The following is a 17,255-nucleotide window of genomic DNA, read 5'->3' as shown; positions in this document are numbered from 1 at the left end:
TTCCCCTCGGAACGGGTCTGGCAAAGATATAATATAACAAAATGTTAAACATATTTTACAATTTGTGAGCACGTAAAAGATAGTCCTGAACCGCAGTCATCCGATACCACGGATTCAGGAATCTTATACCTCATTCATGGAGTATTTATGAAGCGATTATCAGTCATGCTGGGCATCTTCCTGGTGCTCATAGGAATTACTTCTGTATATGCAGCGGGAAATACCGTTACTGCAACAAACGCACAGGATGCCGCCGCCCTCGTTTATGTATCAGGGTATGAAATAACTCCCGAAGTGTTCTATCCGTACGAGACCGGAACCATTACGGTTCACGTCACCAACGGGGCAAATGCGTCCGTGGTTGTCGCGACACCGGATCTGATCGATCCCAATGTCCATGTTGTTAACACGAATGTATTCAATACGCGGACAACAATCGGACCCGGAGCAACGACGGACTTTTCGTTTGTTGTCACCGTCGACCCTCCTGATGGCACCTATTTCCCCTTGTTCACGATCTCCCCCCAGGTTTATGGAAACAGCATCCATTCGACACTGACTCTGAAGGTTGATTCCGACGACGTGCAGGCCAGCATCTCAAAGGAGCCGGATACCTTCGCCCTCTCCAAAAAAGATACCGTCAATGTAAGTATTGTCAATCCACGAGATGGAGAGATCTCCAGGGTACGGGTCAGGGCATCGGGATCCAACATTGACATCTCCCCGGAGGAAAAATATGTCGGCACCATTCCTGCCGGCGGTTCTGTCGAAGTACCATTCCAGATAACTCCGTACCAAAAGACCGATGCTGTGTTCAATATCACGTACGAGAACGGGGATAACAAGCACAGTACCAGCCTTGTCCTTCCTCTGGATATCGGGACAGATAAGACCAAAGCAGAGATTGTTGTCAACAACATCGAGAGTTCCAGTTCCGGGATGACACGGACCCTGAAAGGGGATGTGACCAATAACGGGCTTGTCGATGCCAAGTCGGTCCTTGTCACGGTGGGGAGCCCGGCAACACCTGTCGATCCGAACCCCGTGTACGCAATTGGCAACCTTGAACCGGACGATTTCTCCAGTTTCGAAGTGACCTACACCACAACGGGTAATGGCGCAGTCCCCCTTATTGTTGAGTATAAGGATGAGAATGGAAACACGTTCACCGAAACAACCAGCATCGCTGCGGATAACAGTCTGGCCTTACCCGGCTCATCAGGGGGGAACGGTGCATCAGCGGGTGCAGCCGGCAGCCAGCGACGGGGAATGTTCGGGTCGTTCGGATCCGGCTTCAGCCAGATCCCGGTGACTGAGATCGTTATCATTCTCGTGGTAATTATCATCCTCCTGTATGCATGGAGAAAGGGCCTCTTCAGACGCCTGACAAACAAGTTCCGCAAGGACCCCCTGCCTGACGAGGATGACGACAGCGAACAGCAGGAGTAATGAACCGGTCTTCCGATGGCAGAACCATGACGACAGTACCGGTCATTGAAATGGCCGATGTGAGCAAGATCTATCCGCTCCCTTCAGGGGATGTGCTGGCGCTCGACCACCTCTCGATCAGGATCGAGCGAGGCGAGTTTGTCGCCATCATGGGGCCCTCAGGCTCCGGCAAGTCTACCCTCCTCAACCAGATCGGGGGGCTGGATGTCCCTACTTCGGGGATCCTGCGCATTACCGGCAGGAACATCAGGAAGATGTCTGATGATTCACTCACCGACCTCCGGCTCAATACCATCGGCTATATCTTCCAGAAGTTCAATTTAATCCCGCTCCTCTCCGCGTATGAAAACGTGGAGTATCCCTATATCCTCAAGCACCGGTGCAACGATACCACCGGCCGGGTCAGCAAGCTGCTCGCCGATGTGGGGATCAATAAACGCATGGCCAAACACAAGCCTGCCGAACTCTCCGGGGGACAGCAGCAGCGGGTCGCCATAGCGCGTGCCCTCATCAACGACCCCGATATTCTCCTCTGCGACGAACCTACCGGCAACCTGGACACGAAGACCGGCGCACAGATCATGGCGATGCTCACTGCCCTTCACGATCAGGGCAGGACGGTCATCATCGTCACCCACGACCCGTCCATCGGTGCACAGGCGGAACGGACGATACGGATCAAGGACGGGAAGGTGGAATCATGAAGAAAGATATCATCCTCCAGATCTCGGTGAGGAGTATCCGGCTTAATTTTCTCCGTTCGCTGCTCGCAGCCATCGGCATCGTCATTGGTGTTGTCGCCATCTCGTCCATGGGGATGATGGGGGCAAACATGACCATGTCGGTTACCGAGGAACTCTCCGCAATGGCCAACGTACTAGTCGTGAAACCAGACAGCGGGGGCGGCGGGGGGGGAATGATGGGGGGCGGCGGAAGCTCCAGTGATGACGATTATATCGACAAGGATCAGTTTGATGATATTGAACGGGCTGCCGGGAAGTATGGGAATGTCTACCCGCTCTACCAGGAGTCCGATACCATCAAGATCGGGGACGAGGAGCGCAGAGCAACTATCTACGGCATGCGGGATGAAGACATGGCAACTATCCTGACTGTTGCTAACGGAACACTCCCCCAGACATCAAATGCGGTTGTTGTCGGCCCGACCTTTGCCGAGAACAATGACCTCACAATTGGGAGCCGTATCACCATCGGTGACGAGGACGATGAAGAGGCAATCATCCAGAAGGTCCGGGTCGTTGGCATCCTTGAGGAGAAGGGTATGTCCATGGATCTCAACAGCGATAATGCGATCATCATGACAGAGAAGGCATATACCGGCCTCTATGGCGGGGAAGGCGAGTACGATCAGGTCAACGTTATCCTCTACGACATTGATGATGCAGACACGGCAACCGAGGCCATTGAGGACCAGCTGAACCGCAAGGAGGACGAGGTCCAGGTGCAGGACAGCAGCCGTATGATGGAGAGCATCACGTCAACGGTCAGCACCCTTACGACGTTTGTCATGGCAATTGCCGGCATATCCCTGCTTGTGGCTGCAACTTCGATCTTCAACGTGATGATGATGTCAGTTACCGAGCGGATCCGTGAGATCGGCATCCTGCGCAGCATCGGTACGCGGAAGAGCGAGGTGCTCCGGATGTTCATCTATGAAGCGGTGATCCTCGGCCTGGTCGGCGCCATCATCGGGGCGATCATGAGCGTTATTTTAGGCTGGCTCGTCGTACTTGCCATGGTTGGGACAACGAAGTATTTCTTTACCTTCGCGAGCCTGATCTATGTCCCGGTATCGATGGCTATCGGGATTGTCATCTGCATTGTCTCGGGTGTTTACCCCGCATGGAGGGCAGCAAATCTCGACCCCATCGAGGCACTGCGGAGTGATTAGAAGAACACATATCCTCGGCCCGACTCTCCCGGGGCAGGGCCGGTTATCAACCGGATCGCCGGAATGACAACCATCCGGCATAACCCCCCTTTTTTATCGCAATACTGCATACACAATTTCGTCCATAATCACGCCGTTCTTCGTGATGGCATTCCTGTGGACAGCTTCGCGGACAAATCCGCATTTCTCAAGAACCCGTATGGATGCAGGATTGTTTGAGAAGATACACGCCTGGAGCCGGACAATATCATACTGCCGGAACGCAACCGGCACAAGCGCCCGTACCGCATCGGTGATTATTCCCCGGCCCCAGAATGATCCAGAGAGCCAGTACCCGATCTCGGCAGAACCCCGGTGAACATCCTCCAGCGGGTTGATGCCGATACCCCCGCAGGCCTCGCCATCCACTTCAATGGCAAGGAAGAGCTGCCGGCCGGGTGCTGTTGCCATGGCGATGAACCGGTGTGCATCGCTGATAGTATAGGGGGAGGGGAAGCCATCCCGCATGGTTGCCGCAATCCGGGGATTGTCTGCATGACGTACAAGCGCAGGGGCGTCATGTTCTGTCCAGTCGCGGAGAACAGATGTCGGGGTGATGATCTGCATAATCCTGAACAACTCGTACAGAGATGTCTCTCCCGCCGGAGGATTAATGTTCGCGACGGATGGAATCGCGTTCCTCAGCGGTACCAGCAGACCCCCGAGTCAATTCAGGTAATTCCCCTTTTTTAATCATCACGCATAAACATCATGAAAAAGAAACGATACCAAAAAGAGAGCAACCATGCTGTTCCTGTCAGACGATGAAAAAACTGCATGGGCAGAATATGCCCACAAAATCACTCATAGTAACGCCACGCCGGCACAGTACGAGGACAGGATACGCCCGAACCTGATCCCGGCATTCGAGTATTTCATCGGAGTCCGGCTCGCGGCAGAGGGACAGAACCGGCGTGCTACAGAGTGGCTGGAGGCCGCGACAATGTGCGAGGAAGACGGGCTCTTCTCGGCGGCATTCCTCATGAGTTTCCTCCAGCGGCACAACGGGACACTGGTAAAACCGGCGGTGGCGTTCGAAGACCCCCGCCCGTACATCCACTTCGCCGGGGTCCCGATAATGAAAGAGGCCCGCAGCCACCTGGTCCGCCAGTTTGCCCACTCCCTGCCATCGTTCGACCACCCCCTCCGGTTCATGGACATCGGGTGCGGCGACGGATCCCTGACCGCGAAAGTCCTCTCCCAGGTTATCGAAACGGGCAAGGCAGACAGTATCGACGAGGTCCTTCTCGTTGATTCCTCCCCGGCCATGATCGAACTGGCGAAAAAGACAATCTCCGGGGCCCACCCGGGAATCACCATAACCGCGGAGAATGCACGGATCCAGGACTGCTCCGCATCCATCAGCCACCATTACGATATTGCGATGAGTTCGCTGGCCTACCACCACATGCCGGTCGAGGACAAACGCGTCCACCTCGCACGGCTCAAACCGTGGATCGACCACTTCCTCCTCTTCGAGATGGATGCGAACAACGATACGCCGGATATCCATTCACCGGAACTTGCGCTCTCCGTATACCAGTCCTATGGCAGGATCATGGACTTTGTCTATGCCCACGATGCACCGGTCGAGATCGTCACGGACTGCATCGACTCCTTTCTCATGACCGAAGTTGCCTCGCTCCTGACCCAGCCGAGAGGAGAACGCACGGAATACCACATGCTCCGGACCCAGTGGCACGATCTGTTCGAGTCCAGTCTTGCACCGGAGTTCTCCCTCCGCTCGGATTCATCCTGTTATGCCGACGAATACGTGACGCTCTTCACCATGCACTATGCAAGAAACCAATGAGCGATCGATAATCACCCTTTTTTGACCAGATCGAATGCCCAGCGTTTGATGCCCGGCGCCACGTTGCCGCAGGTATTCTGGAAGGTTATCTCAAATCCTCTCGTTGTGAACTCATCCACCAGCGCAGGGATCTCATTGGCTGCCCTGAACGTGTAAAAATGGATCATCCCGTCCCTGCCGGCATAGGGTGCGAGGGTATCGAGAATCCCGTCCATGCCATAGGGAGTGGGGATGATGATCCGGTCAAAGCGCTGCTGCGCAAGGTGTGATGTATCGCGTGCATCCCCGTTGATGGGAGTGATCGCATCCCGGACATGGTTCAGCGCGATGTTCTCCCTTAACCATGCATATGCCTCGGGGTTCTGTTCAATCGCAACAACCCGGGCGCCCCTTGCGGCGGCCGGGATGGCAAAGGGTCCGATCCCGCAGAAGGGGACAAGGACCCGTTCGCCCGGCTCGACCTGTTCGGTCACCCGCATCCGCTCGTAGGCAAGATGGCTGTTGAAGAACACCTTCGTGACGTCAAAGCGGTACTGGAATCCGAACTCCCGGTACCGGGTGATCGTGGTGTCGCCTACCAGGACCTCGTAACTGGCGGTCCGGGCATCCGATCTGACCTTCTGCACCTTGTTGAGCACCGTGTAGATATTCTTCCTGCCGGCCAGGATCGTTTCGGCGATGATCTTCTTGTAAGCCGTAAGTTCAGGAGGAATCGTGACGATGGCAATATCCCCGATCACATCGAAGTGGCCGGAGAAACGGCTGAGGGCATCATCCGGAACGGATCCTTTCAGAAGATCTTTGAGGCGCATGGTCCGGAGAAATATACGGCAGGATACCCTATAAAAAAAACACTGGCCCGGGATTAGGACGTTACCCGGGGGACAGGATCATCAGTCCTTCGGGCTATTCATGGGGTAATGACGCCGGCAGTCCAGAAAAGCTCGTACCCTGCAAGAGCTGCACAACAGACCGCTGAAAAGAAGAGAACAAGGGCGATATTGGTTGTCTTCTCCCTGGGGGTCATCTGCGACCATTGAGGCTTCTGGCGTTTTGCTGCATATCCGATGGTGAGGCCGGCAATCGTTCCGGCAAGGATACCCAGCGCGAGGATCATAAGGAGATCGAACGTGTTCATACTCTCTCCTAACCGGTTGCCTGTTCTCGGATATAAATCCCTGTCGCACCCGGTCCACGCAGGAGGGTATAACCGGGTGCTGATGATGAGACCGGGTTATCGGGACCGGGGCCTGATAGAGAGCAGGACTGCAGCCATCATAAGCCCGACAAGTGTTCCTGCCAGAAGGCCCGGGGCCTTCACCGGCAGGGTGGGGATGATCGAGACAGGGGTGAATTGGATCTCCAGCGGGCTGGTCGTGCCGGCAGTAACCGCAACCTGCTGCTCGAAGGGGACATACCCGTCAAGAGCAAGGGCGACCGTATGGTTGCCCGGCAGCACGTTCGGGAGGGTGACCGGGGATATACCGGCATCGGCACCATCGAGCGATACCCGTGCGCCGGCCGGGGTTGAGTTGACGATGATCGTCCCGCGCTCTGCGGGGAGCGTGGCACGGACCACTCCTTGTTCACCGGATCCAAGATTGATCGAGTCCGAATAGGGCGTATATCCGAATTTCGAGACCGCCACCTCATACGTTCCCGGTTTCAGGTTATCTACAACGAGCGGGGTTTTCCCCCGGTACTGGCCGTTGATGGAGACAGAAGACTCATTCGGCTCAGAACTGATGGCAAAAGAAGCCGGCGTTACCGGGGTTATGGTAACCCCGGAATTCACGGAAATGGTTGGCGATCCCAGCGTGACCGAGATGGTGGCATACTCGGCATTCTGCAGGTTTGACCGGTCACTCGGGCTGTTCACAACCCAGATCGTGTACGTCCCGTCATCGAGGTGCCCGTTGAGACTGTTCGTGTGCCATTTGTAACTCCAGCTGTCATCCTCGCCAGTCACCGAGACCGTGGTAAAACCTCCCTGATCAGCACGCTTGGTGATGTCGTTGAGGGCAACACCGTTCACCGGGAGGTTGGGGCCGGTGAGGAAGAGATACACGGTATTGCTTGTCGGGGAATATCCCGAGAGCGGGACGGTATCCCCGGAATATGCCTGGATACCCACTCCTGCTGCGGAAGTTCCGGCAAGGAACAGGCAGGCAGCCAGAACCAGGAGTCCTGCGGGAAATCTGCGGATGTGAGCCATAATATTACTTGTATTTTACTTCCTGTCGCATTAATCTTTACAATACCCGTACAATAAAACCAATACGGCTGGCATTTCCCCGGAATATCAGACTCATCAGTTCCAGAAAGGATTCAGGGATGTTATCGGAAAATCACCCCCTCGCAGCAGGGCCAAAGGATATACAGGTTTTTTCCGGTAGAGGGGGCCTGAACGGGTCCAGCATTTCTTAATACCCTCTGGCACCAACGGAGAGATAACAACCATGATCAGGACACGGGATATCGCACTCTTCATCGCACTCCTTGCCGGATTCCTGACACCATTCGACCTTTCAGCAGTCAATATTGCCCTCCCGAGCATTGGCGGGGAATATGCGATGGATGCCATCGAGATGAGCTGGATTGCCACCGCGTACCTGCTCGCGTCAGGAGTGTTTCTCCTCCCGTTCGGACGGCTCGCCGATATTTACGGCAGAAAAAAAATCTTCACCACCGGCCTTTTCATCTTCTCGCTTGCCTCCATCCTGATGATCTTCTCGGTTTCATCCCTGATGATCATCCTGGTGCGGGTACTCCAGGGATTCGGGGGGGCGATGATCTTCGGGACCGCAGTCGCCATCCTTTCATCGGTAACGCCGCCATGCGAACGGGGCAAGGTCCTGGGGATTTACACCACCGCCGTGTACCTGGGTCTCTCAACGGGGCCCTTCTTTGGCGGGATCCTGACGGAGTATTTCGGCTGGAGGAGCATCTTTCTCGTCAATATCCCGGTAGGCCTGTTTGCCGTTGCACTGATCCTGCTCTTCCTGAAGGACGAATGGGCGGATTCCCGGGGAGAGCCGTTCGATACGCAGGGGGCCATCCAGTATGGCCTTGCCCTGGTCTGCGTTATGTACGGTTTTTCCCTGCTGCCCGATATCACCGGGATCATACTTCTTATCGCCGGCAGCGCGATCCTCGCATGGTTCATCCTGCGCGAGCTCCGTATCCGGTACCCGCTGCTGGACGTCAGCCTGTTCACCGCCAACCGGGTCTTCGCCTTCTCGAACCTTGCTGCCCTGATCAATTACTGCGCAACCTTTGCGGTTACGTTCTTTCTGAGCCTGTACCTCCAGTACATCAAGGACTTTTCCCCGCAGCAGGCCGGGATGCTCCTCGTGGTCCAGCCCGTTGCCCAGGCATTATTCTCCCCGGTTGCAGGCCGGCTCTCCGACCGGATAGACCCGGGCAAGATCGCCTCGGCAGGGATGGGGCTGACCGCCCTCGGGCTTGTCTGTCTCCTGCTGGTCGATACCGCGACAACCATTCCCGAGCTCATCCTCATCCTCATCATCCTCGGCATAGGTCTTGGCCTCTTCTCATCGCCAAACACCAATGCCATCATGGGATCGGTTGATAAGAAAAGATACGGGGTTGCATCAGGAACGCTGGGGACCATGCGGATCGTAGGCCAGATGCTCTCGATGGGTATTGCCATGATGGTCCTTGCGATCTTCATCGGAGATGCGCAGATCACTCCCCTGCTCTACCCGGAGTTCCTGGACAGCATGCGGATCTGTTTTGGCATCTCTGCCGTGCTCTGCATTGCGGGGATCTTCTTCTCCCTGGTCCGGTATACTGTCATCGAAGGCCCCGGAGACCGCTGCGCGTGATGCACCGGTAATGTGGCAAGCCGGGGTGAAAGACAGTGCCTGACAATACCGGCCACGATCAACACACGGCAGATACCCCAAAGCACGTGCAATCCTCAATCATTCCAGGTTTCCGTGTTCGCGAACCAGGCCTATGTGTTTTAATTATCCCAGGATCCAATTCTCTCACAGGAATTTCCATGACCCTGGAAACAACAACCATCAGTGACACCTGTGTTGTCACGGTTCCGGAACGCTTTGATACCAACACTGCACCGGACGTGGAATCGGAACTCCGACAGATCCTCAAAAACACGGGACAGAATAAGGTTATCTTTGATTTCTCCCGGACCGGGTATATCGCCAGCGCAGGCTTAAAGGTACTGCTTCAGGTTACCCGGGACATGATGAAATCCGGGGGCCGAGTCGTGCTTGTGGAGGTCGGGCCACCGGTTTACAAGGTTTTCGACATGGCCGGGTTCACGAGTATCTTTACCATTTGTAAATCCCGGGAAGATGCACTACAGAAAATGACGTGAGCGGGTCAGGTCCTCTTTTCCCCGTCTGCCTGCCCGGTCTCACTCTTGAAGTAATCCACCCATCCCTGCCGGGTCTCTTTCTGGATCAGGCTGTTCTTCAGATGCTGCCAGAGTGCGACAATCACCAGGACGTAAGCGAGGGTTCGGATAATGATCAGGGGGAGTTCAAGGGAAGCAGCCAGCCCTGCAAGCGTTGCCGCATGGGAGATCCCGAACAGCCCGAATGCCGCCCCGATGAAAGCGGGCAGCATCTCGCCGCTCTTCCTGAAACAGAGGATACCTAAAATGACAATTATTATGCACAATACCAGGTTAACCAGGGGGATTGAAAGCGATTCCAGTATCATAGCCATACGTTATCACGATACTGGTGGGGATACAGGACATGAAAAGGTTTCTAAAAATGCCGGTTGAATGACGTAACAATCAGAGCGGCTGTTCCCACGTGTGACCGCAGTCAGAACAGACACAGACCACAATCGTCTTGTTATTGACGGTCTTGCAGTCAGTCCATTCCGTATTTTTTGATCCGCATTTCGGGCAGTTTGACATGGCTTTTCCGAATCCGTGAGTGCCACAATGCAGGCACCGGTATTATGATAATTCTGCTGACTGCCCCCGACTCCCGTTGGGATAGATCGGGAAGGAGACCAGTTACGGGGTAATGTCCAGACTCTTGCCGGGCAAAAGAACCCTCACACGGAGATCCGTTGTCCGTTCAATTCCTTTTTTCAGGGCATCCGTATCGGCAGCGATCCGGTCCCACGTATTGTAATGGATCGGGATGACCGTCTTTGCCCCGATGAAATTTGCCGCCATCATCGCCTCGGTGACACCCATCGTGTACCGTCCCCCGATCGGGAGGAGCGCGACATCCGGGTGGTAGAGATCGCCTATCAGTTTCATGTCGGAGAAGAGCCCGGTATCGCCGGCATGGTATACCCTGATCCCGTCAAGGCCAATAACAAAACCCGCCGGGGCACCTCCCGAAAAACCCATCCCCGCCTCTTCAATGGACGTGGAATGCATGGCCGGTGTCATGGTGAACGAGACCCCGTCGACAACCTGGGTGCCGCCGATATTCATGCTCTCCGCCGGGACACCGTTTGCCTTGAGATACCGTGCGATCTCGGTGATGGCAATGGTCTTCTTCCCCAGTGCCACGGCCTCTCCCATATGGTCGCTGTGCCCATGGGTGATGGCAACAAGATCGGGATTCGTAGCAGCGACACTCCCTCCTTCGATGAAGGGATCGATCAGGACTTTTTTCGAGCCTGACAGAAGTACGCAGGAATGGCCGAGCCAGGTGAGTTGCATATATGCAGATCGGATTACTCCCGAATGAATATTATCCTCTGCCCGTATGAAAAACTACAAAAAACGAGGCAGGAACGCGAGAGCACCACCACTAAAAAATATTTGGCCTTGCCGGGGAATAGCCCTTTTAGGTCACATCGATCAGTTCGGCTTCAGTGATATCGATAGAGTCCCCGAGGCTGTCAGCAGTGGCACTGCGGGTCATCTGCTCGGTGAGGTCACGGTCTTCCATAACATCGCGGATCCGGTCGATGTAGGGATCGATGGTAGGATCTTCCTGCTCCTCGATGACGTGCCGGTATTCGCGGAGGGTCGAGGGACTTACGCCAAGTTCCTCGGATACCTCTTTCATGGTCTTGCCGGATTCGACCAGTGCTTCCATCTGTGCCTTGTCAAAGGGCATCTTGAAGTCCAGTTCACGGAAGAGCTTGAGCCGGACCCGGGCGCGGGCAACGGTCTTACTCAGTTTCTCATCCCCGAGCTCGCGGGCAATCTCGGTGTCATTCTTGCTCATATAGAATGACGTGACAAGCTTGGCAAGCTGGATGGGCCGTAAAGAGGTCTTGAAGATCCCCTGTTCCGTGATCTCTCTCATGACGAGAGCGACCTCGCGTTCTATTGCATCACTGTCTCTTAACGTGCCATGGATATTCTTCATGGGCTCGACGATCTTGGTCTTGCCCGACATGGTACTGAAGAGCTTCAGAAGGTGTGCCTTGCGTTTGTCTTCGGTCATTGCATACCCCGTATTGGGATTAGGATATACAATACTTCACCAACTATTTAATGCTTCCTTTACACGTCGTTTGACCAAAAGACGTATAAATTGGTGTTAAATTGTTCCGGGCAGATAGTATCTTTTGTACTCATTCACCGGAAAAAACGCCGCTTTGTATACACACGGGTGCACTTCCGATCAATGCTGCCCGTGCACAACATGATGAAAATGGATCCGGGAGCGCATATTTTCCATCTTCCCTGTCACACACGCATCAGAGTCTTTTTGTCGCCAGTAGTGCAACAGTATGGGAACGAATGCGTGATCACCATGAGCGATGTATTTGAAAACGTGATGGAACTTGCCAAACGCCGGGGTTTCATCTGGCCAACGTCCGAATGTTACGGTGCCGTTGCGGGTTTTATCGACTACGGGCCGCTCGGCGCGATGATGAAGCGGCGGATCGAGGATATCTGGCGGGATTTTTATGTTATCCGCGAAGGATACTATGAGATCGAGTGCCCGACGATCGCGCAGGAAGCCGTCTTTATCGCATCCGGCCATGTTGCCGGGTTCGCTGACAAGATGTGCCAGTGCCCGCATTGCAAGGAATTCCTGCGGGCAGACCATGTGGCCGAAGGCGGCGGGGTCAAGAACGCCTCAACCATGAAGAACCAGGAACTCGCAGCTGCCCTTGCTACCTGCAAGTGCCTTGCCTGCGAAGAAGTGCTCGGGAATGTCGAGGTCTTCGGGTTCAACCTGATGTTCAAGACCTCGATTGGCCCGGACTCGCAACGGGTCGGCTACCTCCGCCCCGAGACCGCACAGGGTATGTTCGTTGACTTTACCCGGCTCCTCCGGTTCTACCGCGACAAGCTCCCGTTCGGCGCCGTCCAGATCGGCAAGTCCTACCGGAATGAGATCTCTCCCCGCCAGGGCATGATCCGGCTCCGCGAGTTCACGCAGGCGGAAGCAGAGATCTTCGTCCACCCGGACGAGAAGAACAAGCACCCCCGGTTCCACCGGTATGCCGATTACCGGATGCCGCTCCTCACCTGGGGTCAGCAGCAGAAGTGCGAAGAAGCGGTCACCCTCTCGATGCGGGAGGCCGTTGACAAGGGGGTTATCGCAAACGAATACCTCGCGTATTACGTGGCCCTGACCCACGAGATGCTCGTCACGATCGGGATCAAGCCCGACCGGCTCCGGTTCCGGCAGCACCTCCCCGATGAGCGTGCGCATTACGCAACGGACTGCTGGGATGCCGAGATCCACTCCGAGCGGTTCGGCTGGGTCGAAACCGTTGGTCTTGCGGACCGCACGAACTACGATCTCAATGCCCATGCAAAAGCGAGCGGAACCCCGATGACGGTCTTCATCCAGTACGCAGAGCCGAAGAAGGTCCAGCGCCGGCGGATCATCCCCAACATGGGGGTGCTCGGGAAACAGTACCGGAACAAGGCAAAAGCGATCTTCGATGCCCTTGCAGTCTCGACACCTACCGCCGATGGTGCCGATGTCGTGGTCGATGGCGAGAAGATCCACATTCCGGCAAACCTGTTCGAAGTCCGGGACGAGGTCATCGATGTGCGGGGCGAGGATATTGTCCCGCATGTGATTGAACCCTCGTATGGTATTGACCGGATGTGCTACGCGGTTCTCGAACAGGCGTATGACGAGGACACCGCAGATGGCGAAGCCCGTACCGTGATGCGGTTCTCCCCGAAGGTTGCACCGGTGCAGGTTGCGGTCTTTCCGCTGATGACCCGCGACGGGCTCGACACCATTGCTGACACCATCACCCGCACGCTCCACAAGCGGGGTATCCTCGCCGAGTACGATGACAGCGGGGCGATAGGCCGGCGCTACCGCAGGCAGGACGAGATCGGTACTCCCTTTGCCGTGACCGTGGATTACGATACGAAGGAGAACAATACCGTCACGCTCCGGGACCGGGACAGCATGAAGCAGGTGCGGATTGCTATCGATAAGCTGCCGGAGACGCTCGGTGCTCTCGTTGAAGGGAGCATTACGTTCGCATCGCTTGAGTGATATCTCAATACTTTTTTCCCATACGATTTTTCAGAGGCTAATGCTCTGAATGATAATGGGGGCTGATGCCCCCATACCCCCATTAGCGATGGACGCCGCCGCCCCCGAAGGGGCGCCCCCGCGGCGGATCAAACACCATTCAATTCACGGATCAACAATACTTTCACACCACGTATCCGACAAGGCTATGATACGACAATGAAAATGCGCTACTTATATGCCTCAATGTTCAGATGAATTCAAGATCGATGTGGTATTAGAGAGAATACGGCACCCAATGACAGCTAACGGTCACGGTTTCAGCCAACTAATTCTTTCAATATCAAACGAGGGAGAGACGATTAGTGCTTCAGAAGTAACAATGACACTAATGTTTCCGGGTCAAGTGGATAACTACATTTTACCTTTTCCAGAAGGAATTTTAACGCTAAAAAAAGGTCATCCGGTTGTCTTCGACTCGCTACCAACATCTCTGACGAGGGGTTCTAGAGCAGTGATCGTTCTCACGAGGAATACCGATGGCAAAGAGATAGCACGAGAAGATATCCGCGATATTCCGTAAAAAATCAATCGAACTAAGTGATTCAAATGCCGTTAATGGGACATCTTCCGAAGAATGAAGGTTTACACATTCATACAGAACGAGTTGAACGATGGTATAACCGAATATGTGAATTGGATTCCGGTGAACAAAAAGGACCAATTTCTCTTGAAATGAGCGTCGATGAATTTCTTGTTTTTTTCATCTTCTGTTATCACCTAATGGACTACATCATTAAGGAAACAGATATTCCCAGACGGGAGATTGAGGCATTTATTAATCAAACACCTTCACTCTCAATTTGCGCCGATATCGCTAACGGTACGAAGCATTTTGGAATCGATGATAAACGAAACCCGAGAAGTGGTGAAGATTTCAGAATGCGTGAATATGTGACAGTATCGGGAGAGAAAGTCGGACTGGGACTATTAATAACTTTAGAGAATGGAAATCAGATGAAAGTGATCGATTTGGCAAAAGAATGTATAGAGCAGTGGGTAGCGTTTCTATCATCACATCTTCCAAAATCTCTGTAACAAAAAAAGGGGTTCAAATATTTTTTGTCGCGGACTTTGGTAGACGTTGACAAAGTGACGCCATCAACTATCCCTTAATCCAAGAGGTAATTGCCCCGCTGTGCCTCGGAGAGGCCCTGAGGCGGGGAGCCCTCATTATTCCAGAGTGTGACAACCGTAAAGTCTTGAATTCTTTTCCCGCTCACAATTTCCTATATTACCCAAGCACACCAAATCTCTCACCAGTTACATGACCTTCATCAGCCACCCCATGGTGAAACCGGACTCGATTGAGAAGCGGGAGTACCAGCTCTCGGTCGCGATGAAGGCGCTCGACGGGAACACGATGGTTATTCTCCCGACCGGGCTTGGCAAGACCGCCGTTGCCCTGCTTGTAGCCGCGTCCCGGCTCTACAACGAAGGAGGCCGGGTGCTCATGCTCGCCCCGACAAAACCGCTCGTGGAGCAGCACCTACGCTATTTCGAGCGCTACCTGCTTGCCAAGAGCCCCGAAGGTTCAGAGGCCTCGCCGTTTGTCATGTTCACCGGCGAGGCCCCTCCGGATGAGCGGACTGCCGACTGGAACCGGGCTTCCGTTATCCTCGCCACCCCCCAGGTGATCAAGAACGATCTCATTGCCGGGCGCTACACCCTCGCGGATGTCTCCCTGCTCATCGTGGACGAGTGCCACCGGGCCGTGGGGAATTATGCCTATGTCTTCCTCGCCCAGCGCTACCTTGCAACTGCCGACAAACCACTCCTTCTCGCCATGACCGCATCCCCCGGGGGAGTGCAGGAGAAGGTGCAGGAGGTCTGCGCAAACCTCGGGATAGAACATGTCGAGACCCGCACCGAGAACGACCCGGATGTCAGGCCGTACGTCTTCGAACGCGATCTCGATTACATCCCGATCGATCTCCCGCCGGATCTCAAGGCTGCGATCCAGACCATCAACAGCCTCATCGAGGACCGCCTGGCCCTGCTCGCTTCGCTCCACTTCACCGTGCCGAAACGCGAGAAACTCAGCATGAAGGAGCTCAACGCGATCAATGCCCAGATCCAGCAGCGGATCGCAAACCGCGATCCTGCGGGATACTCCGCGGCATCCGTATACGCGGAGTGCATGAAACTGAAGCACGCGGTCACCCTTGCCGAATCGCAGGGGAGCGAGGTGCTCAAAGGATATCTTGCGAAGCTCGTTGCCGAAGGCACGGGTCCGGGGGGCAGCAAGGCAAGCCAGCGCCTTGCACAGGATGCATCGTTCCGCGAACTCTTCGCCCGATCCGTTGAGTGGACGCACGAGCTCCACCCGAAACCCGGGGTAGTTCTCGGCCTTGTTCGCGAACAGCTCGAAGCATCACCGGACAGCCGGATCATCCTCTTCGCCACGTACCGGGACACCGTGCAGCTCCTCGTGGATTTCCTTGCGAAACACGGGATCGTGAGCGAGCGTTTCGTCGGGCAGGCGACGAAGGATGCGGAGAAAGGGCTCTCCCAGAAGAAGCAGATCGCGGCCCTGACCCGGTTCCGCGAAGGGGAGTTCAAAGTGCTCGTCGCAACCTCTGTCGGAGAAGAAGGACTGGATGTCCCCTCAACCGATCTCGTGATCTTTTACGAAGCGGTCCCCTCCGAGATCCGCTCCATCCAGCGCAAGGGCCGGACGGGACGCTCGGGTGCGGGAAGAGTTGTCGTACTCGTAACCAGGGGAACCTCCGATGAGGTCTTCAGCCATGTCAGCGTGACAAAGGAGAAGATGATGCACAAGAGCATGCGGACGATTGGCAATTCGCTTGCATCCGTGCCAAAACCGCTTCCTTCTGAACAGGCCAGTATCGGGGAGTTCGCCGTGCCGGGGCCGAAGATCGTGATCGACGACCGCGAGACCTCGTCGAAAGTGGTCGAGGTCCTCTCTGGTATGGACATGATGATCCGGCTCGAACGCCTCCCCCATGGGGATTATGCTATCGGCGACCGGATCCTCATCGAGCGTAAGACCGCACGGGACTTTGTGGACACGCTCATCGAACGCGACCTCCTCGGGCAGCTCAAGGTGATGGCCGAGGCAGTGCCGCGACCGGTCCTGATCATCGAAGGTGGCGATCTCTTCACCCAGCGGGACATCCACCCGAATGCAATCCGCGGCGTGCTTGCCGCGATCACGGTTGACATGGGAATCTCCCTGATCTACACAAAGGACGAGCAGGACACCGCCCAGATGCTCTTCGTCCTGGCAAAACGTGAGGAGAGCGAACGGGGCGAGCGCAAGGTCCACCCGCACAAGTCCTACCGCTCCCAGAAGGAGGAGCAGGAATACATCATTTCCGCTTTCCCGGAGATCGGGATGAAGAATGCCCGGCTGCTGCTTTCGCACTTCGGTTCGGTGCAGGCGATTGTGAACGCATCGCAGGGGGAACTTGCTGCGGTGAAGGGGATTGGGGAGAAGACCGCGGAGAAGATATTCGAGATCTGCCGGAAGGAATACACCTGAATAAAAATGGAGGGGGGGTCTCCACCATACCCCCCTCCACTTTTT

The 17,255-nt window shown here is 55.2% G+C and carries 17 protein-coding genes; 9 read left to right on the top strand and 8 right to left on the bottom strand.

Going from position 1 to position 17,255, the window contains the following annotated elements:
- Positions 1–147 precede the first annotated feature (147 nt).
- From LUQ43_RS02695 to LUQ43_RS02685, 3 genes are read left to right on the top strand one after another with little or no spacing between them, the layout of a single operon-like run.
- Positions 148–1,449 (top strand): hypothetical protein, encoded by a 1,302-nt coding sequence (locus LUQ43_RS02695; protein WP_299963543.1) that lies wholly within the window; start codon positions 148–150, stop codon positions 1,447–1,449.
- Positions 1,450–1,475: 26 nt separating this feature from the next.
- On the top strand, positions 1,476–2,153 hold the full coding sequence (locus LUQ43_RS02690) for an ABC transporter ATP-binding protein (RefSeq protein WP_299963540.1): 678 nt from the start codon (positions 1,476–1,478) through the stop codon (positions 2,151–2,153).
- Positions 2,150–3,361 carry an ABC transporter permease gene (locus tag LUQ43_RS02685; protein WP_299963539.1) on the top strand — a complete coding sequence of 404 codons (1,212 nt, stop codon included), beginning with the start codon at positions 2,150–2,152 and terminating at the stop codon, positions 3,359–3,361. Before LUQ43_RS02690 ends, LUQ43_RS02685 begins: the two co-directional genes overlap by 4 nt.
- A 93-nt stretch (positions 3,362–3,454) precedes the next feature.
- Here LUQ43_RS02685 and LUQ43_RS02680 read toward each other — a convergent pair whose 3' ends face one another.
- On the bottom strand, positions 3,455–3,967 hold the full coding sequence (locus LUQ43_RS02680; protein WP_299963537.1) for a GNAT family protein: 513 nt from the start codon (positions 3,965–3,967) through the stop codon (positions 3,455–3,457).
- A 178-nt stretch (positions 3,968–4,145) separates the two neighbouring features.
- On the opposite strand from LUQ43_RS02680, the gene LUQ43_RS02675 reads away from it, so the two are divergent.
- Positions 4,146–5,213 carry a class I SAM-dependent methyltransferase gene (locus LUQ43_RS02675; protein ID WP_299963535.1) on the top strand — a complete coding sequence of 356 codons (1,068 nt, stop codon included), beginning with the start codon at positions 4,146–4,148 and terminating at the stop codon, positions 5,211–5,213.
- Between the two features lie 11 nt (positions 5,214–5,224).
- On the opposite strand, the gene LUQ43_RS02670 is transcribed toward LUQ43_RS02675, so the two are convergent.
- The 3 genes from LUQ43_RS02670 to LUQ43_RS02660 form a co-directional block, all read right to left on the bottom strand.
- Complete coding sequence (locus LUQ43_RS02670) at positions 5,225–6,025, bottom strand: RsmD family RNA methyltransferase (RefSeq protein WP_299963533.1); 801 nt, start codon at positions 6,023–6,025, stop codon at positions 5,225–5,227.
- A 98-nt stretch (positions 6,026–6,123) separates the two neighbouring features.
- The gene (locus LUQ43_RS02665) at positions 6,124–6,351 is read right to left on the bottom strand and encodes a hypothetical protein (RefSeq protein WP_299963531.1); all 228 of its coding nucleotides are present in this window, start codon (positions 6,349–6,351) and stop codon (positions 6,124–6,126) included.
- Between the two features lie 96 nt (positions 6,352–6,447).
- Complete coding sequence (locus LUQ43_RS02660) at positions 6,448–7,428, bottom strand: PEGA domain-containing protein (protein ID WP_299963529.1); 981 nt, start codon at positions 7,426–7,428, stop codon at positions 6,448–6,450.
- Between the two features lie 244 nt (positions 7,429–7,672).
- On the opposite strand from LUQ43_RS02660, the gene LUQ43_RS02655 reads away from it, so the two are divergent.
- Both LUQ43_RS02655 and LUQ43_RS02650 read left to right on the top strand, forming a co-directional pair.
- Positions 7,673–9,061 carry an MFS transporter gene (locus LUQ43_RS02655; protein ID WP_299963527.1) on the top strand — a complete coding sequence of 463 codons (1,389 nt, stop codon included), beginning with the start codon at positions 7,673–7,675 and terminating at the stop codon, positions 9,059–9,061.
- Positions 9,062–9,240: 179 nt separating this feature from the next.
- Positions 9,241–9,579 carry an STAS domain-containing protein gene (locus tag LUQ43_RS02650; RefSeq protein WP_299963525.1) on the top strand — a complete coding sequence of 113 codons (339 nt, stop codon included), beginning with the start codon at positions 9,241–9,243 and terminating at the stop codon, positions 9,577–9,579.
- Between the two features lie 5 nt (positions 9,580–9,584).
- Here LUQ43_RS02650 and LUQ43_RS02645 read toward each other — a convergent pair whose 3' ends face one another.
- The 4 genes from LUQ43_RS02645 to LUQ43_RS02630 form a co-directional block, all read right to left on the bottom strand.
- The gene (locus LUQ43_RS02645) at positions 9,585–9,932 is read right to left on the bottom strand and encodes a hypothetical protein (protein ID WP_299963523.1); all 348 of its coding nucleotides are present in this window, start codon (positions 9,930–9,932) and stop codon (positions 9,585–9,587) included.
- Positions 9,933–10,005: 73 nt separating this feature from the next.
- Positions 10,006–10,131: a hypothetical protein gene (locus tag LUQ43_RS02640; RefSeq protein ID WP_299963521.1), complete on the bottom strand. Its 126-nt coding sequence runs from the start codon at positions 10,129–10,131 to the stop codon at positions 10,006–10,008.
- A 102-nt stretch (positions 10,132–10,233) separates the two neighbouring features.
- Positions 10,234–10,896: a metal-dependent hydrolase gene (locus LUQ43_RS02635; protein ID WP_299963519.1), complete on the bottom strand. Its 663-nt coding sequence runs from the start codon at positions 10,894–10,896 to the stop codon at positions 10,234–10,236.
- A gap of 127 nt (positions 10,897–11,023) precedes the next feature.
- The gene (locus tag LUQ43_RS02630; RefSeq protein WP_299963517.1) at positions 11,024–11,632 is read right to left on the bottom strand and encodes a response regulator receiver protein; all 609 of its coding nucleotides are present in this window, start codon (positions 11,630–11,632) and stop codon (positions 11,024–11,026) included.
- Between the two features lie 312 nt (positions 11,633–11,944).
- On the opposite strand from LUQ43_RS02630, the gene glyS reads away from it, so the two are divergent.
- From glyS to LUQ43_RS02615, 3 genes are all read left to right on the top strand, one after another.
- A complete protein-coding gene (gene glyS, locus LUQ43_RS02625; protein ID WP_299963515.1) occupies positions 11,945–13,666 on the top strand; it encodes a glycine--tRNA ligase in 1,722 nt (573 codons plus the stop codon).
- 762 nt (positions 13,667–14,428) lie between these two features.
- Entirely contained in the window at positions 14,429–14,743 is a 315-nt protein-coding gene (locus tag LUQ43_RS02620) for a hypothetical protein (protein WP_299963513.1), read from the top strand.
- Between the two features lie 229 nt (positions 14,744–14,972).
- Positions 14,973–17,210 (top strand): DEAD/DEAH box helicase, encoded by a 2,238-nt coding sequence (locus tag LUQ43_RS02615; RefSeq protein WP_299963511.1) that lies wholly within the window; start codon positions 14,973–14,975, stop codon positions 17,208–17,210.
- The last annotated feature ends 45 nt before the right edge of the window (positions 17,211–17,255 follow it).

Origin of the sequence: Methanoregula sp., assembly GCF_028679125.1 — an archaeon.
GTDB lineage: Archaea > Halobacteriota > Methanomicrobia > Methanomicrobiales > Methanospirillaceae > Methanoregula.
The sequence above is the reverse complement of the archived record's forward strand: the minus strand, read 5'-3'. Positions and strand labels throughout refer to the sequence as shown.

Excerpts from the sequence above, each read along its gene's own strand:
- LUQ43_RS02695 (WP_299963543.1), top strand. The coding sequence starts at position 148 with ATGAAGCGATTATCAGTCATGCTGGGCATCTTCCTGGTGCTCATAGGA.
- LUQ43_RS02690 (WP_299963540.1), top strand. The coding sequence starts at position 1,476 with ATGACGACAGTACCGGTCATTGAAATGGCCGATGTGAGCAAGATCTAT.
- LUQ43_RS02685 (WP_299963539.1), top strand. The coding sequence starts at position 2,150 with ATGAAGAAAGATATCATCCTCCAGATCTCGGTGAGGAGTATCCGGCTT.
- LUQ43_RS02680 (WP_299963537.1), bottom strand. The coding sequence starts at position 3,967 with ATGCAGATCATCACCCCGACATCTGTTCTCCGCGACTGGACAGAACAT.
- LUQ43_RS02675 (WP_299963535.1), top strand. The coding sequence starts at position 4,146 with ATGCTGTTCCTGTCAGACGATGAAAAAACTGCATGGGCAGAATATGCC.
- LUQ43_RS02670 (WP_299963533.1), bottom strand. The coding sequence starts at position 6,025 with ATGCGCCTCAAAGATCTTCTGAAAGGATCCGTTCCGGATGATGCCCTC.
- LUQ43_RS02665 (WP_299963531.1), bottom strand. The coding sequence starts at position 6,351 with ATGAACACGTTCGATCTCCTTATGATCCTCGCGCTGGGTATCCTTGCC.
- LUQ43_RS02660 (WP_299963529.1), bottom strand. The coding sequence starts at position 7,428 with ATGGCTCACATCCGCAGATTTCCCGCAGGACTCCTGGTTCTGGCTGCC.
- LUQ43_RS02655 (WP_299963527.1), top strand. The coding sequence starts at position 7,673 with ATGATCAGGACACGGGATATCGCACTCTTCATCGCACTCCTTGCCGGA.
- LUQ43_RS02650 (WP_299963525.1), top strand. The coding sequence starts at position 9,241 with ATGACCCTGGAAACAACAACCATCAGTGACACCTGTGTTGTCACGGTT.
- LUQ43_RS02645 (WP_299963523.1), bottom strand. The coding sequence starts at position 9,932 with ATGGCTATGATACTGGAATCGCTTTCAATCCCCCTGGTTAACCTGGTA.
- LUQ43_RS02640 (WP_299963521.1), bottom strand. The coding sequence starts at position 10,131 with ATGTCAAACTGCCCGAAATGCGGATCAAAAAATACGGAATGGACTGAC.
- LUQ43_RS02635 (WP_299963519.1), bottom strand. The coding sequence starts at position 10,896 with ATGCAACTCACCTGGCTCGGCCATTCCTGCGTACTTCTGTCAGGCTCG.
- LUQ43_RS02630 (WP_299963517.1), bottom strand. The coding sequence starts at position 11,632 with ATGACCGAAGACAAACGCAAGGCACACCTTCTGAAGCTCTTCAGTACC.
- glyS (WP_299963515.1), top strand. The coding sequence starts at position 11,945 with ATGAGCGATGTATTTGAAAACGTGATGGAACTTGCCAAACGCCGGGGT.
- LUQ43_RS02620 (WP_299963513.1), top strand. The coding sequence starts at position 14,429 with ATGGACTACATCATTAAGGAAACAGATATTCCCAGACGGGAGATTGAG.
- LUQ43_RS02615 (WP_299963511.1), top strand. The coding sequence starts at position 14,973 with ATGACCTTCATCAGCCACCCCATGGTGAAACCGGACTCGATTGAGAAG.